This is a genomic window from Allocoleopsis franciscana PCC 7113, from assembly GCF_000317515.1.
GTDB classification, from domain to species: Bacteria; Cyanobacteriota; Cyanobacteriia; order Cyanobacteriales; family Coleofasciculaceae; genus Allocoleopsis; species Allocoleopsis franciscana.
In genome coordinates, this window is record NC_019738.1 from 6,792,186 (window position 1) to 6,808,386 (window position 16,201).

General features: G+C 46.7%; 11 protein-coding genes. 4 read left to right on the forward strand and 7 right to left on the reverse strand.

Annotated elements, in window-relative coordinates; translation table 11 throughout:
* Nucleotides 1-106 precede the first annotated feature (106 nt).
* Nucleotides 107-397 (forward strand): hypothetical protein, encoded by a 291-nt coding sequence (locus MIC7113_RS27970; protein ID WP_015185560.1) that lies wholly within the window; start codon nucleotides 107-109, stop codon nucleotides 395-397.
* A 31-nt stretch (nucleotides 398-428) separates the two neighbouring features.
* Here MIC7113_RS27970 and MIC7113_RS36915 read toward each other — a convergent pair whose 3' ends face one another.
* A complete protein-coding gene (locus tag MIC7113_RS36915) occupies nucleotides 429-581 on the reverse strand; it encodes a hypothetical protein (protein WP_155898107.1) in 153 nt (50 codons plus the stop codon).
* 217 nt (nucleotides 582-798) lie between these two features.
* On the opposite strand from MIC7113_RS36915, the gene MIC7113_RS27975 reads away from it, so the two are divergent.
* Nucleotides 799-1,197: a hypothetical protein gene (locus MIC7113_RS27975; protein ID WP_015185561.1), complete on the forward strand. Its 399-nt coding sequence runs from the start codon at nucleotides 799-801 to the stop codon at nucleotides 1,195-1,197.
* A gap of 270 nt (nucleotides 1,198-1,467) precedes the next feature.
* On the opposite strand, the gene MIC7113_RS27980 is transcribed toward MIC7113_RS27975, so the two are convergent.
* The gene (locus MIC7113_RS27980; protein ID WP_015185562.1) at nucleotides 1,468-2,838 is read right to left on the reverse strand and encodes a proton extrusion protein PcxA; all 1,371 of its coding nucleotides are present in this window, start codon (nucleotides 2,836-2,838) and stop codon (nucleotides 1,468-1,470) included.
* Between the two features lie 265 nt (nucleotides 2,839-3,103).
* Between MIC7113_RS27980 and MIC7113_RS27985 the strand changes: the two genes are divergently transcribed.
* Nucleotides 3,104-5,335 carry a recombinase family protein gene (locus MIC7113_RS27985; RefSeq protein WP_015185563.1) on the forward strand — a complete coding sequence of 744 codons (2,232 nt, stop codon included), beginning with the start codon at nucleotides 3,104-3,106 and terminating at the stop codon, nucleotides 5,333-5,335.
* Here MIC7113_RS27985 and MIC7113_RS27990 read toward each other — a convergent pair.
* From MIC7113_RS27990 to MIC7113_RS28010, 5 genes are all read right to left on the reverse strand, one after another.
* Complete coding sequence (locus tag MIC7113_RS27990; protein ID WP_015185564.1) at nucleotides 5,328-6,671, reverse strand: serine/threonine protein kinase; 1,344 nt, start codon at nucleotides 6,669-6,671, stop codon at nucleotides 5,328-5,330. The two genes, MIC7113_RS27985 and MIC7113_RS27990, sit on opposite strands and share 8 nt — an antisense overlap.
* 118 nt (nucleotides 6,672-6,789) lie before the next feature.
* Nucleotides 6,790-7,968, reverse strand: a complete 1,179-nt coding sequence (locus tag MIC7113_RS27995) for a serine/threonine protein kinase (RefSeq protein ID WP_015185565.1) — start codon at nucleotides 7,966-7,968, stop codon at nucleotides 6,790-6,792.
* Between the two features lie 68 nt (nucleotides 7,969-8,036).
* Nucleotides 8,037-9,245 carry a serine/threonine protein kinase gene (locus MIC7113_RS28000; protein WP_015185566.1) on the reverse strand — a complete coding sequence of 403 codons (1,209 nt, stop codon included), beginning with the start codon at nucleotides 9,243-9,245 and terminating at the stop codon, nucleotides 8,037-8,039.
* A 448-nt stretch (nucleotides 9,246-9,693) separates the two neighbouring features.
* Nucleotides 9,694-10,764 carry a glycosyltransferase family 4 protein gene (locus MIC7113_RS28005; protein ID WP_015185567.1) on the reverse strand — a complete coding sequence of 357 codons (1,071 nt, stop codon included), beginning with the start codon at nucleotides 10,762-10,764 and terminating at the stop codon, nucleotides 9,694-9,696.
* A 160-nt stretch (nucleotides 10,765-10,924) separates the two neighbouring features.
* Nucleotides 10,925-13,165, reverse strand: coding sequence for a transglycosylase domain-containing protein (locus tag MIC7113_RS28010; RefSeq protein ID WP_015185568.1), 2,241 nt, complete (start codon nucleotides 13,163-13,165; stop codon nucleotides 10,925-10,927).
* A gap of 925 nt (nucleotides 13,166-14,090) precedes the next feature.
* Here MIC7113_RS28010 and MIC7113_RS28015 point away from each other — a divergent pair.
* The gene (locus tag MIC7113_RS28015) at nucleotides 14,091-15,968 is read left to right on the forward strand and encodes an alpha/beta hydrolase (RefSeq protein WP_015185569.1); all 1,878 of its coding nucleotides are present in this window, start codon (nucleotides 14,091-14,093) and stop codon (nucleotides 15,966-15,968) included.
* Nucleotides 15,969-16,201: the final 233 nt, after the last annotated feature.

The following is a 16,201-nucleotide window of genomic DNA, read 5'->3' on the forward strand; positions in this document are numbered from 1 at the left end:
TAAAGATGAAGTTGTTCAAATTTTAGAAATAGATATTCTGTGACAACGATAAACCGATACCTCCTCTTTTTTATCCTTTATTTTTTAACACTTCAGACTGTTTGCGATGTTCTCCGATATCTATTACCTGATTCTTTCCAGAGCTGACGGTCGCTATCTAATCGCCAAACCGAATACGGGTGGACAAGGTACAGATGCTGGTTACCTGTTAATGTTTCGCGAACACTATGATGCCCTCAGCTATCTTAATACTCATGGTGTTGATGTGGCTAACCGCTTTACTGTAGAGTCAGCCACGGGCACTCAAATTAACAACTTGCTCAAACGTTGGGGATATTCCGGTGTCGGAATTGTTCAAGACCCATTAGTCCCACAAATCGAGTTTTTTAGACAGTAATAGTTTCTATGAACTCTCCACTGCTTTCAGCTTAAGGGGATTTCTCACTCGCGAGGTTAAGGGCTGATGCTGGAAAACTGGCAGCCCAGATTAGGGAAGTATTAGTACTCCTGTATCCTGTATGGGATGGGGAGGCTTGCCCAGCGATCGCCTGAGGCAGAAACAACATAATACAAAATGGCATAAATAACCAATAAAACAGCATTAAGTTTTGCAAAGCTGTTGTTAAATCTGCCTAGATGTATATCAACTAATCTGCCTAGCTATAGATGAGCTAAGTAGATTATTTTGCTTACTATACATAAGTAGTAGTTTGATCTTTTGATATTCTGAACAGGTCAGCCACTTATACACCTATAATTTAATTGTCGAAATTGTTCAAAAAAAATTTGGAGGAGCTTATGACATCTATCCGCTTAACCCTTTCGGCTTTATGGCGTTCTCTGAGCATTGCTGTGGCAGCTTTTGCTTGCGCTTTAATTCTGTTTTCTAATGTAACGCCTGCTTACAGTCTACCTAATCCCTTTGCTCAAGATAAACCTACACAGGCCGCTGACCCGACAAGCGGTGAAGACCAGCTTTTAGGGATTGAAGAGGGAGCGCAAAAGACCGCTATTCGACAAGGTGATCAAGACCTGCTTTCGGGCGAAAAAGTTACGCAAAAATCCAATGAGGGTGGTATTAACGAAGTTCAGGGAGCTGCTGACATCGATAAGATGAAGAACCCAGGAAATACACGAGCGGAATCAGTTGAAGAAATTATCGGTGAGCGCTTAGAAGAAGTGACAGGTCAAAAATAAAAAAAATAACCTGATCAAGGCTTCTCTGGAAAAATCACAACTCTTTACACTGGGAATGGGTTTAGGACTTAGCGTGCTAACTCAGAAGGCTTTTGAGTTAATTTTTCTAGAGGCTAAAAAGGGCAGATGTGGAAGTTTGCCCTTTTTGTTGTTTTTGAAGTGCAAGACCACCTCTTCCAGTCATAGAAGTTAACAGCCTTAACCCTTTTGAGAGGAGCATGAGCAGCGGTTCTAATCACAACGGTTACCCATTCCCCTTCGCCTCAATCATCATTCGTTCATATTTCGATAGGTAGCCACTGCCGAAGGAGAAACCCGATTCAAGTAGCGGAAAATCCAGTACTTAAAGACAGAATCCAAAATAACTGGAAAGGTGGCAATAAACAAAAATATAAAATCTTGATTTTCTGGTAATCCTAGATGTTGGGATATGCCTTTTAAAATAACTTCCCAACCATGAGGGGAGTGGAATCCCACAAATATGTCAGTTAATAAAATAATGATAAAAGCTTTAGCGCTATCACTCAAGCCATAGACTAGGTCGTCCATAAAGGATTTTAAAATAACAATCTCTTGCTTACTCTTGACGATAACCAATGCAAAACTCGCCATTGATAAAAGGTCGGCAAAGATATTTTTAATCGAATTGTTACCCTTTTCTCGAAATTCCTCGGCTAGTAAAGTTGCTTTCTCTTTAACTTGTTCTTCTATCTCTTCTGAAGTAATTCTAGGAGCCAAACCAATTAAACTTTTGAATTTAAGCTCTTCTTCAAATAGCTTTAGCTCATTAAAGGCTTCTTCTTCCATTTCCAGGTTTAAGAAAATGCCTGCTGGGTTTTGTTCTTCACTTCTAAAACTATCTATAATGGGGCCAACAAGAAAAGTTTTAGCAATTTGATGAGTTAGAATAGGAACAATAATTATTGTCAGAATGAATTTTAATGAAAATATCGTTTTCAGTTTAGAATTACGAAAATTTTTAACAACTTCTTCTTCGGCTTTGGGGTCTAATTCTTGTTGCAGTCTATTAAATGTTCTTAAAATTGAGCGAGGAAGTACACCCGTTTTATCTGTTACAGTCTCAATATCTGGCACTGCCGTATTTTTAGAAACAGTCCCTTGCTGCAAAGACCGAGGTTCATTCTTACTTTCATCGGTCAGAGATTGATTCAGGTCAGATGGAATAATTTGTTTCCCTTGAAATTGTGATAAGGGAACTAAGTATTTATCCAAACGTTCAGGTTCAGAATATTTTTTGATTATTTTGTCAATAAAATCTAGTTTTTCAATAATAATGGATTGTTGCTCATTGTCTAAATCAGAATTTAAAGCGGATGGATTGAACGGGTTACGTCTGTTTTCTAATTTATTGGCTTCTGACGAACTCAATACAGACCGACTACCTTTAAATTCAGCCAATCTAATCTTTACCGTCTTTAAATATTTTTTCAGATCAGCTTCAAAATAAGAGATGACACTATCGCTATAGTTCCCCGAACAGGCCGAAATTTTCTTGCCATTAAAATGCTCATCTTCAATAGCCTTAATCATCAAGGCAGCTCGGTAGGCTTGGTCTAAGGCTCTTTCAGGGGTACCAAAAAACCATTGGTTGGCTGTGCGGAAGATCGATTGGAAACTCATAAAAAAAGGTAATTTTTCAACGGAAGTATGATAGACAGGCTAAAAGATGACGAGTAAGAATAATTTTTACTTAATCCAATAGTCAGGAGAGCTTAACCCCCCGCCGCCAAGGATGCCTAACCCACCTAGTTTAGGCAAATATCCTAATCCAAAAAGTGTTTCGTAGTTCATACTTCAGAGGACAGGCGCTCTCTGGCACCCTAAAAAACCTAACTTTTAAATCTCGTGTACGTAGTATCTTAACAAATAATTCTAAGGAGAACTTGTGAAGTTGGATTCAATTTGGATAACTGGTTCAACTCGTAGTGGTAAGACAACTCACCTTGTATCTCAGTTTCAAAAATGGGTTGAACAAGAACGAGGCCAAACAAAGCCTACGTTCCGAGGAGGTTCTCCCATCACTCGTCGCGACCGGAGAATGGCTCCTGCCATCTTAGTTTTTGCAGCAAATGACGATAATCGGCGGGATTTGACGGAACAATTGACCATGGCCATCCAGGGGCGATATCCCATTCGCTCCAAGACCCCTTTGGGCTTCTTTCAGGATGAAGTCATGCTATTTTGGCCCCTGTTAATCCAGCCATTGCATCTCAGAGCACAGTTTCCCTTGCGACTCCGTCCCGAAACTGAGCAGGCGTTGGCTAAAGAATTGTGGCGAAACGGCATCGAACAATGGAGTCAATCGCTACCGGGAAGCAATGAGGATACAAAAGTTCGCCGTCTATTAGACTTATTACTGTTAGCTGCGGTGAGTGGCACACCGATTGAGGATGTTTCAACCCTTCTCCAACAGGGCATTCTGGAACCAGAGGGAACCCCAGAAGTATGGGACGCGGTGGGAGAGATGCTCTTGAACTGGCGGCGCTGGTGTCTAGAGAGAGGATTACTGACGTATGGCCTGATCTGTGAGCTTTATTGGCGTCATCTGCTACCCAACCCAACGTATCAGCAGTATTTGCAGCAACGATATCAGGCGGTACTGGCGGATGATGTGGATGATTATCCCGCGATCGCACGAGATTTATTCGATATCTTATTAGACCAAGGAGCTGTTGGAGTCTTCACCTATAATCCAGAGGGTCAGGTACGCCTCGGATTAAATGCCGACCCCAACTATTTAGAAGGTTTAGCAGGGCGTTGCCAGATCAAAACCTTAACCGATACACCAATTCCCTCTTTGAGCAATTTTGCCGAGGACGTGGTGAACTTAGTGACTGAACCCATGCCGATCGCTAATCTACCCCCATCCATCCAATCGATTCAAACCACCTCCCGCGCCGCTTTATTACGGCAGATGGCTCAACTGATTATTGATCAGGTGAAATCGGGACAAGTTCAGCCGGGAGAGATTGCCGTGATTGCACCGGGTTTAGATGACATTGCCCGTTACGTCCTCAGCGATATTCTCACCAAGCAAGGCATCTCGGTAGAACCCCTCAACGACCAACGTCCGCTGATTAGTTCCCCCATGATTCGGGCACTGTTAACCCTTTTAGCCATGATATATCCCGGTTTGGGACGCTTAGTAGACCGAGATGCGATCGCAGAAATGCTGGTGGTTCTTAGTCAAAAGCCAGGAGACTGGGGACAAGAAGAAGGCAAACGTCAAAACACCAATTCCCCCTTCCCCATGCCCCACATCGACCCCGTGCGTGCGGGTTTGTTAGCCGATTACTGCTATTCCCCCAACCCCGAACACCCTCGCTTACTTCCCGTCGAGTCCTTTATGCGCTGGGATCGGCTGGGACATCGGGCAACCGCCGCTTATGGGGAAATTGTAGAGTGGTTGGAGGTGCAACGAGTACAACACCAACAGCGTTTGATTCCCTCCTGTGTCGTGGTTCTCGATCGAGCGATTCAGAAATTTTTATGGAATGGCAGCAACCTCCCCTATGCTGCGATCGCAGCCTTGCGGGAACTGATGGAAACCGCTCAACACTATTGGGAAGTAGACGGACGCCTGCGACAAGAGTTAAACGTTGGACGTTTGGAAAATCCGCTGCAACCCGCCAACGTACCACCTCCAACCCCATTAAACCTGCTCACATCCACTCAAACCATTGCCCAATTCATTCAAATGCTGCGTCGGGGTACCGTTACCGCCAATCCCTACCCGGTGCGCCGCCTCTCCCCAGCCACGAGCAATGCCGTGACGTTAGCGACAATCTTCCAATACCGCGCCCGTCGCCACTCTCACCGTTGGCAGTTTTGGCTGGATGCTGGTTCTCCCCTGTGGCTGAGTGGGGGTGCCGCTACCCTATTCGCCGCCGAGATTTTTCTCAAACAATGGTCGGGACAACCCTGGACAGAAGAGGATAAAATGAATGCCGATCAGGAGCGATTGCAACGAATTTTACGCAATTTATTAGCTCGAGCAGGTGAGCGAGTATACCTGTGTCACAGTGACTTAGCCGTGAGTGGTACGGATCAAGCGGGCCCTCTTTTAACCTTAGTTCATGCCTCCGTTCCCCTCAATGCTGAAGTTGTCCTCACTTAAAGTTCAGCCAAGTTTGAATTTCTTGAGCCAACCAAGCACACTCATATTCCGTCAAACCCTGACCAAAGGAGTATGAATTAGAACTCACGCCTGTGAGCATCACTTCTGAACTCTTTTTACTCCGATAGCAACAAACGTAAGCCAGCTGGGAAATCGCCCCTTTATACCGACTGACAGTATGACCCAACCAGCGCCACTCTAACTCAAAACGGTTGCTGTTGCGGTCAAACGCCACGAGAGTGCGTTGGTAATAAAATCGGATGGCTTTAATCGCCAGAATAACCAGGGCAAACAAAAACGGAAAGCTAACCACAGGTGTCCCTACCTTCAGCATCCACCAAAGAATGCCTGCCATGAACAGCGTCAGGTAACCCCCTAGTTGTAAGAGTCCTGCATTGCCCCTTCCCCGACGTTCAGGGATGAGAATGTGCAGCCGTTCGGGAGACTTATCGAGCTCAACGCGAGTCCCGTAGGGCGGAATAATTCTGCCTCCAGAGGAAGACGAAGGCAGCCTAGAATTTGTTGGATGCTCAATACGATTGGATTGGAGTGCGGTTAGGGCTTCTTTGGCTGTGCTAAACCGTCGTTTGAGAGAGGGTTCGGTGAGTTTTTCAATCCAGCTTACAAAGTGGGGACTGAGATTAACTTTGTCGCTAAACTGAATCCGTAAATCATCTTGGGGTAAGTCCGCCGGAGCTGTACCCGTGAGTAAATGAATTAAGGTGGCTCCCAGGGCATAGAGGTCAGAAGCCGGTACGGCTCTACCGCCAAACTGTTCCATGGGGGCATAGCCATAGGTTCCCACCACTGTAAATGTGGCTCCCTCTTGTGCCGCTCGGTCTTGCACTGCGCCAAAATCTACTAAATAGACTTGCTGATCTTCACCCCAAATTAAATTACTGGGCTTAATGTCCCGATGCAGCACGGACGGATTTAACCCATGCAGATAAATCAGAATCTCTAAAACATCAATTGCGATTTGGCGAACTTCCTGCTCTGAAAAGCGTTTCCCCTGATTGAGCAACTGCTTGAGAGAGACACCAGGGATATAGTGATGCACCAAGCCAAACCAGAGCAAGCGGTCATCAATCGAGAAATAATCACGGTATTGAGGAATGCGAGGATCATTAAGCTGCTTGAGAACCTGTGCTTCCCGTTCAAAGAGTTTCAAATCATCCCATTGCACCTCGCCGCCAAAGGGCAATAACTTGACAATTACGGATTTAGATGGTATCGATTGCAAGTCATCCGCCAGCCAAGTTTGCCGTCCTGCATTTTGTCCTAATTGTTGCTTGAGCTGATAGCGCTCCTGTAAAACCTGTTCCGCTTGCAGCATCTGATTCTTGCATCCTTATCCTTCTGCTTAATTATTAGTCCAGCGTGAATCGTACTTATTCCGTAAGTAAATGATTCAGAATTCATCAATTTTGGATCAAGCGAAGCCCTATTTTGCTTCATAAAGCCTGGAGCAACGTGAATATTCCCATCGCTGACAGACTTCCCCAAAAACACATTCCAGCAACTACCCAGCGTCGTTGATGGGCTTTAAATTGTTCAATACTGCGCCATCTTCGGCTTTTCCAAGCCCATTCATTGCCTTTCGCACCCAGTGCCAGTGCCATGATTAACTGGCAATTGGGGACATAGGAGAAAAGACCAATCCAAACCTGATTGGTAAAAGGCCAAAACCAAGGCATCAAAAAAGCGCCCCAATTCCAGCCTTTGATTTCATTGGGTACAGGAACCGCAGAATCCAAGATATTGCCGTGTCCTGAATTATTCAGTACCTGTCGTTCTATTGTTGAGTTGTCCTTCGTAATGCTGGGTGTTAAAGCGGATTCCAGCGCCGAAAGAGCCTGAGCCGCACTCTTAAAACGTTGTTCAGGAGCGGGTTCAGTCAGGGTTTTGAGCCAGTTCACCACTCTAGGACTCAGCGTCACTTGCTCTTCAAAACAAATCCGCAGATTTCGCTGGGGTAAATCAATGGGGGCAATTCCTGTGAGCAAATGAATTAACGTTACTCCCAAGGCATAAAGGTCAGACGCGGGTACCGCCCTACCGGAAAACTGCTCCATTGGCGCATAGCCATAGGTTCCCACCACCGTAAACGTGGCTCCCTCTCTCGCGACTCGATCCTGCACTGCCCCGAAATCCACCAAATAAATGCGATCATCCTCGCCCCAAATGAGGTTGCTGGGTTTGATATCACGATGCAGCACAGCAGGGTTGAGCTGATGGAGAAATTCTAAAATGGCGAGAACATCAACCGCAATGATGTAAACAATTTCATCTTCCGTAAAGTGTTTACCTTGATTGAGTTTTTCCTTAATAGAGATGCCAGGAATATAGTCTTGTACCAAAGCAAAGCAAAGCGTCCGCTCATCAATGGAAAAGTAGTCGCGATACTTGGGAATTCGGGGATGGTTGAGCTGTTTGAGGATTTGAGCTTCCCGCTCAAATAGTTTCAAATCATCCCATTGCACTTCACCGCCAAAGACGAGGAGTTTGACAATTACCGATTCAGGCGGTGAGACTCCAATATCTTCCGCCAGCCAGGTTTGACGCCCAGAATTTTGTCCAAGTTTACGTTTGAGTTGGTAGCGCTCATTTAAGATTTGTTCCGCTTGCAGCATCTGGTTTAATTCCTTTGAAGCCCAACTTTTCTAATCCTAGCTGACAGGAATTGATTCAGTTATTCAAACTAAAATAAGCTAAGGAGTGTATAGAGTGCAGGAAGCCAAACCATAGGAATTCCAATGAAAAGGCCAACTTTCGTCCACGATTTTTGATGGTCTTTAAATTGTTCAATACTGTGCCATCTTCTACTTTTCCATGCCCACTCATTCCCTTTAGCGGCTAGTACAAATCCCATGACCGTACCAATGATCGGGACAAAGGCGAACAGACCAATCCAAACTTGATTAGAAATCGCCCAAATATGAGGTAAGAAAAAAGCGCCCCAATTCCAGCCTTGAATTTCATCTGGTATAGGCACAGAATTATCAAATAGATTCCCCTGTCCGGAATTATTATTCACTATAGTAGAGGCTGTTGTCTGAAAGCCGAGTTCCACCGGAATGCCTCTACCCTTTGGATGCGGGTTGAGTTCCCTACCGGATTTCAACGCAGAGAGTGCCTCCGTCGCACTCTTGAATCGTTTCTCAGGAGCCGGTTCAGTCAGTTTCTTAATCCAGTTAATCACCCTAGGGTTCAGGGTGACTCGGTCTTCAAAGCAAATGCACAAGTTCCGTTGGGGCAAGTCTCCGGGTGCTGTTCCCGTGAGCAGATGGATTAACGTTGCCCCCAAGGCATAAAGGTCGGAGGCGGGTATGGCTCTACCCCCAAACTGTTCCATCGGTGCATAGCCATAAGTTCCCACCACCGTAAAAGTGGCTCCCTCTTTTGCCGCCCGGTCTTGCACTGCGCCGAAATCGACTAAGTAAACCTCATCATCCTCACCCCAGATCAAATTGCTGGGTTTAATGTCTCGATGCAGTACGGCGGGATTAAGTTGGTGGAGAAACTCCAGGATTTTCAGGATATCAACTGCAATCTTATGAATTTGCTTTTGGCTAAAGCGTTTACCTTGATTTAGCTGTTCCTTAAGGGAGATGCCAGGGATATATTCTTGTACTAGACCAAACCACAGCGTCCGCTCATCAATCGAAAAGTAGTCGCGATACTTGGGAATTCGGGGATGGTTGAGCTGTTTGAGAACCTGTGCTTCCCGCTCAAATAGTTTCAAATCATCCCACTGCACTTCACCCCCAAAGGCCAGAAGTTTGACAACTACCGATTCACTGGGTGAAACTCCAATATCCTCAGCCAGCCAGGTTTGACGCCCTGCATTTTGTCCAAGTTTACGTTTGAGTTGATAACGCTCATTTAAGATTTGTTCCGCTTGCAGCATCTCGCCCTTGATTCCTCACAAGCCTATTCACTCTACTCTAGCCAGAACTCCATTTTTGTACCTGAAAAAATTGGCTGGACAAGGTTGGCAAGCTGAATCGGTAATATAGCAGAAGGCAGAAGGCAGAAGGCAGAAGGCAGAAGGCAGAAGGCAGAAGGCAGAAGGCAGAAGGCAGAAGGCAGAAGGCAGAAGGCAGAAGGCAGAAGGCAGAAGGTTTATTCTTGGTATGTGGTCGTTTCAGCCCTTAAAGCTGTCCTAACCTCTATGGCGACTGCTATAGCATTCACTTCCAGCCATACAAAATCCCCCCTGAATCAGGGGGGATATAAAAATGCGTTAGGACGAGGGTGTAATAGCTTAGGGTTTGCCGAACAGGCGCTTTACAGACCACCTGAATCGGTTATTCTTCGCAAGGAACCTCAACAAGGTGGATACCCTTTGGCTCCGCTTACACTTGACTGATGCTATAAGCGTGACCGTTTTGTGTAAAACGCTCAGCCAGGATTTGCTGATACACAGCCTCGTAACCCTCGGTCATGTGTTCCACACTGAAGTACTTCAGGACATGCTCCCGGCAAGTCTGACGGCTCAACTGAGTGGCGGGTGCGATCGCCGCTATACATTCTTCAATTGTTTCACACAAAAAGCCAGTCTGACCGTGGACAATCACCTCTGGGGTGGAACCCATCTTCATGGCAATCACGGGCGTTCCTGTTGCCATCGATTCAATCATCACCAAGCCGAAGGGTTCGCGCCAGGTAATGGGGAATAGGGTTGCAGCTGCGCCTCCCATCAAGGCACATTTTTGCTCGTGGGTTGCCTCTCCTAAATACTCAATCTGTTTGCCATCAATCAGAGGCTTGATTTCTTGCTCGTAAAATTTCACATCGACGGCATCTACTTTGCCTGCCATCTTCAAATGCCAGCCTGAACGCTTGGCAATTTCAATCGCCTGTTGTGGCCCTTTCTCCGGAGAAATCCGTCCCACAAAGGCTAGGTATGGGGGGTCTTGGGGTTCTGGGTAAAAGTCGTATTGGCTCGTGTCAATCCCATTATGGACGGTTGCCACGTAGTTCAAATTTAATCTTGGCTCCCGCTGAGCGTCGGAAATACTGATGTAGGGTTGTTTCCGGGCGTAGGTGAACAGTTTCTCGTTATCAGGGGTAAAAATGCCGTGTAGGGTGTGAACGGTGGGCGTTTTGACCAGATTTCCATAGGGCAAAGCTGCACAGCCCATATGGGAATGAATGATATCAAACTCAGACGCCATCTCGTAAACCCGACTCATTTGCAGCATCTCGTAGATACCGAATTCCTTGATTGTGGGGTCGAGACGCAAGGCTTGGGGGTGAACTGATTCAAGTTTCGCTAGAGAAATGGAATCCCCAGAAGCAAATAAAGTAACTTCGTGTCCGCGTCTGACGAGTTCATCCGAGAGCAATCCGACAACTAGTTCAATCCCGCCATAGGCTGGAGGAGGAACTCGCTCCCACAATGGCGCAATTTGTGCAATTCGCATTATCAAACTCCTGTTGTTATTCGTCGGGTGAATCTCTATCTAGAGAATAATGAACAGTAATCTGACCTATTTGAGCATCCGCACTGAGACGGAAATTACAAATACCTTATTCTTGACTCGAAGATTTTAGCAATACGGGAAACCGAAAAGCAGATGAGATTCACTGCACAACTTGGCGCATATAGTTACTCCATAACTGGGCGGCTTGGGCACTACTACCGTTAGTTGGAGAATTGTTATCGTTTCCTAACCAAATACCGGTCACTAGCTGATTACTGGGAATAAAACCAATAAACCAGAGATCAACATTGCGGTCGGTCGTCCCCGTTTTCCCCGCTACGCCTGGCGCGATCGCCGCAGAGCGACCTGTCCCTGATTGCACCACAGCCCGCAGCAAAGCAGTCGTTGTCTGTGCAACTCCGGGTGAGACAGCTTGCAGCCCCTTGTCCCGACTCTCGTCAAAGCTGTAAATAACACGACAGGTACTTCTATCGTTGGTGTCTTTACACTGACCACTATCCAGAATGCGTTTGATCGCGTGGGGACGGTTCCAGAAACCGCGATTTGCGATCGCCGCATAAGAACCCGTAATTTCTAACACGTTGACTTCGCTTTGACCAATCGCCAAACGGGGAACGGGCTTCAGTTCTGATCGCACACCGAGGCGTCGTGCTGTTTGCACTACATTATCTAAACCGGCATCCATCGCCACCCGGACGGCAATCACGTTCTCCGATTGCGCCATCCCCGTGTACATATCCACCGCCCCACCCGAACGTTCACACCCCCGTAAGCCGTAGGCAGGGGCGCAGGAGTAGGTTTTGCCGGCTGGGATATTTTGAGCTAAGGCAGCGGCATAGTCAAAGAGTTTGAACGTAGAACCGGGTTGTCGCTTGGCTTGGGTGGCACGATTAAACTGACTTTTTTGGTAGTCTATACCTCCCACAAGGGCTTGAATTTCGCCGTTGCTTGTATTGAGAGTCACCAGTGCCCCTTGGGAAAATCTCAAGCGAGACCCCTCTGTGTTCACAAAGGAACGTAACGCGGCTTCCGCTTTGGCTTGAGTGTTCAGATCCAGAGAGGTTTCCACGATAAAGTTCCCTTCTTGAGCCAAATCTTCTCCTAGTAACTCCCGCAGTTCCTCGAAGACATAGCTGTAGAAATAGGGTGCCTTAGTGCTAGCCAGGAATGCACTGGCTTTAGGGCTAACATCAATCCGCGATCGCCTTGCCTCGTTTGCTTCTTGCTGATTAATCATCCCTAAACCACGCATCCGAGTGATCACGCGATTCCGCAATGCCAAGGCGGTATTGTAATCCTGAATCGGATTAAACCGATTGGGCGCGGGTAAAATTGCCACCAACGTTGCGGCTTCTGAAAGGGTTAAATCCTTCGCCGATTTGTCAAAATAAAACCGAGCCGCATCTTCAAAGCCGTAAGCATCAATCCCTAAATAGATGCGGTTTAAATACAGCTTTAAAATATCGTCCTTACTGTAAAATGTCTCCAGCTTCAGGGCAACGATCGCCTCTCGGAATTTCCTCCCTGCACTGTTTTCCCGCCCAACATAGTCGGTAAACAGACTGCGAGCCACTTGTTGCGTTAACGTACTCGCCCCTTCACGAATGCCGCCGCCCTTGAAATTGGTTACCAAGGCTCGTGCAATACCATAAGGGTCTACTCCAAAGTGCCAGTAATAACGACTGTCTTCTGAAGCCACCACTGCCTTGGGCAGGTAAGGGGAAAATTCCGATAGTCGTTGCAATTCTCGGTGGGCGGTGGTTCGAGGTTGACGTAAAAACGTCCCATCATCAGCCGAAATCACCACTGGTCCATGAACCCCTAAGGGTAAGGGTCGGACTGGCACTTTCAGCCACTCAATGCCGATGATCAGTACCAACAAAGCTGTTAATCCACCGATACCATAAAGGCCATAACGAATGGCCAGGATATACCAAGGGGGCGGATCGACATACTCCAATCGCACCGCAGCCGCCAGTTCGGGGGGACCAATCGTGAGGATGTCACCATGACGCAAAACCAGGGAAGAGAGACGGCGTCGGCCTCGATACATCCCGTTCGTGGAATTTTCGTCTTTGATGATAAAGTGTCTTTGACGCCGTCCATAGCGTTCTAAAGACAGATGTATCTGGCTGACTACAGGGTTGCGTACCACGATGTCGCAGGATTTTGAGCTGCGTCCGAGCAAGTAACGGTCTCCCAATAGGGGATAGACCTCAGCTTTAGGAGCACCAGCGTCTTGTACCAAGAGTTCCGGGACTCTGGCATTAGGCTTGAGCGCCAGGGCATTAAAGTTAACTCTGGCTTGAATCGTCTGTACGGCCTGAGTTAGCTGAGTGAGCAGCGTTTTGGGCTGTTGGGGCGGTTGGGGAGGACTCATCTTTAAGGGAAGAGCTATAGGCTTTCTAGCTCTGGATTCATTTTACTCGTTACTCTCAGGGAGCCGTTATGAGTTACCGTTTTTGAGATGAAATTGAGCGATTCATGCTCATTTTCACGTCAAGACAAGAACCGCAGACTTCAATTGTTACTTGTGACACCGACTATTGTCCAGTAGCTCCACAGGCTTGCCATTTGTTAACTGAAGGTTTAAGTATAAAGTTACCTTATCCTCTCGCTTGGCTCCGGATGAAGGAATGAGGATTGCATAGAAAAACTTTTTTCTCCCACTCTCGCCCCCGTCAGTCAGAAACAGCAATTACAGTGCTAACAGAAGGTCGAAAAATTTCTGGCTACTTTGTTTTTGCCCAAAACATTACACAATGAAAAAAATCCGAAACGGCATATTGAAGCTGAGATTAAAGCCGTAGAGGCTTAGGGCGATCGATCAGCTACCAGATTATTAAAGGCAGCATGGTGGCTCGTTGCAGTGTTCCTCCCAATTAGGGCAAGGAGCGGAGTTTGCCATTCAAATTCCTTTGAGGCTATCGATTTGAATTTTGCCCGGTTAAAATTTCTCCCATCTTCACGCTTAGCTTCTGTCCCATTCCCCCATTCCTATTTCTTAAGAGCTTACTGTTGTGAACTTGGGCTATGATCCGAGGGATTAATGCCCCTAGGGATGCCATCAGTCAAGGAGAAGGGTGCAAAAAAATTATTTACCATACTTAACAATAGTTGGATTTTCTCAACTTTTTGATGAAGATGGGCACTCCCAGGGTGTTTGTCGAGTCCTGAAGAGCTGACTCAACCTTGCAAAAAATAATATATTGCTAACAGTGCAAGGGAAACACATCGAACTCTAATTGGGTCGCTTTGAGCAAAATTAGTAGATAGCTACTCTCACACAGACGTAATTATTCATTATGAAGGTTAAGCTCAACAGCTCTAATGGCAGGGCATCTCAGCATTCTCGCAACAGAGAACGGGTTGGTTTAGAACGTTCCATCAAGACCATTGGACAGAATACTGTGTTTTCGCTGTGCATTGCTTTGAGTTGGGGTGTTGCATCGGCAAAAGCTGCTGAACGCCTCACGCTGCGCTTAGGGCCATTTGAGCAATCTGTTGCCATCTCCGAATTAGAAACCTTTGCCAAGACGGGCGATTTGCCACCGAAACTTCAAGTTTATGGTGCGGTGCTGACTCCACAGGTGCGGCAGATACTGACCAAGCACTTGCAAATTGACCCGAACATGACTGATAAATTTCTCAATGACCTGATCCGTTCTTCGGATGGGGCAAGATTACTCGAAAAAATTGGTCTAGCTCTCCCCGAAAGCCGAGTCGATCAATTAAAAGCGGCGCTGTTTTTAGCCGCGAGACAAGCGAATGGTCTGTCTGTTATCAGTTTTTTAAAGGCTTACCCAGAGGAGAATGTGACGATTGATGCCTCTGAGGCGCTTTCCATCGCCCTCCAGTTCAATGCCTCCTACTGGCAAAGCCTAGCCATTGGTCCAATGCTTAAGCAGGAACTTGCCGTTACCAATGACACCCGCTTCCGCCCTAGCTTCGATCCAACAGAAGTCGGTGCTCAATACGTGCGCGAGCAAACCCTGATGCTGCGCGATCAACAACGACAGCGCAACATTCCCGTTGACCTCTACTGGGCACGAAAGACATCTGGCCCCCTGGTGATTCTCTCCCACGGTTTTGGTTCGGATCGCAATTTCTTAACCTACATTGCCCGTCATCTAGCCTCCCACGGGTTCACCGTCGCTTCCATCGAACATCCGGGCAGCAACTTGACCTGGTTGAGTGGAATTTCCCTTGGTGGCAACCCTGGTGATTTGTTATCCCCCTCAGAATTTATTGACCGTCCCAAAGATGTCAGCTTTGTACTAGACGAGTTTGCCAAACTCAATCTGGCGGATGACAGCTCTTGGCAGGGCAAACTGAATACTCAACAAGTTACCGTGATTGGTCACTCTTTAGGAGGGTATACAGCCTTAGCCTTAGCTGGGGGAGAAATCAATTTAAAAGAGCTACGGCAGTTTTGTAAAAACCGCAGCCCCATTGGACGTTCACCGGCCGACTGGTTTCAGTGTGCCGCCACGGATTTACCCGGTAATCAGATCGAACTCCGAGATCGGCGAGTGGTACAGGTGATGGCGCTTAACCCTATGACAGGACGCTTATTTGGCAATAAGGGTTTGGCACAAGTTACCGTCCCTACCTTAGTTTTGACCAGCACCGAGGATGCGATCGCACCTTCACTCGACCATCAACTGCGGTCTTTTTCTCAATTAGGTGGCCCCAAGTATCTGATTTCTGCGATCGGCGGCACTCATTTGAGTATTACTGACCGAGCCAATCTCAACGAAGCTCTCGCTCAAAGTACTCTCGTGAAAGAGCATATTGGGAAAGAAGCCGACCCCTTGCGGCAACTCCTGAAAGGAGTCAGTTTGGCCTTCGTCAAACAATTAACACCCGAAGCCCAACGTTATCAGCCCTTTTTATCCCCCGCTTACGCCCAATCTCTCTCAACTCCTACCATAACGCTGCGGTTTAGTAAAGAATTACCCACCACAATGTCAACTTGGTTTCAAGTGCTAGCTGTTGGCAATCAACAAGTTGCTATCAGTTTGCCGAGAATGAATGAGTTTCCCCTCATTAGTGCGATTAAGTCATTCTTTTTCCCTTCTAATAAAGTTGTGCGGCGAGCGAGTTCGGGTACAGAAAAGCTATATCCAGTCTGTAAAGAACTGAACAATTATGACGACAAACCTTCGACGGACTTTAGCTGAAAGGTTATCATTCGTCCTCTGTAGGTGTTGCAAGAATAGGGCGATCGCCCTATTCTTGCCATAGAAAAGATATAGGATGAAACCCATGTTACATCAAGGTTTCATCGCTTTTACCCATGTAAGAATACTAAAACTAGCTAAAATTCTCACGGTGAGACTGTTTTGATTTTTTGGCAGGCGAAACTTCTGCTACCTGCGGATTTGACGGGCGACCCCTGCCGACATTGAGCTGA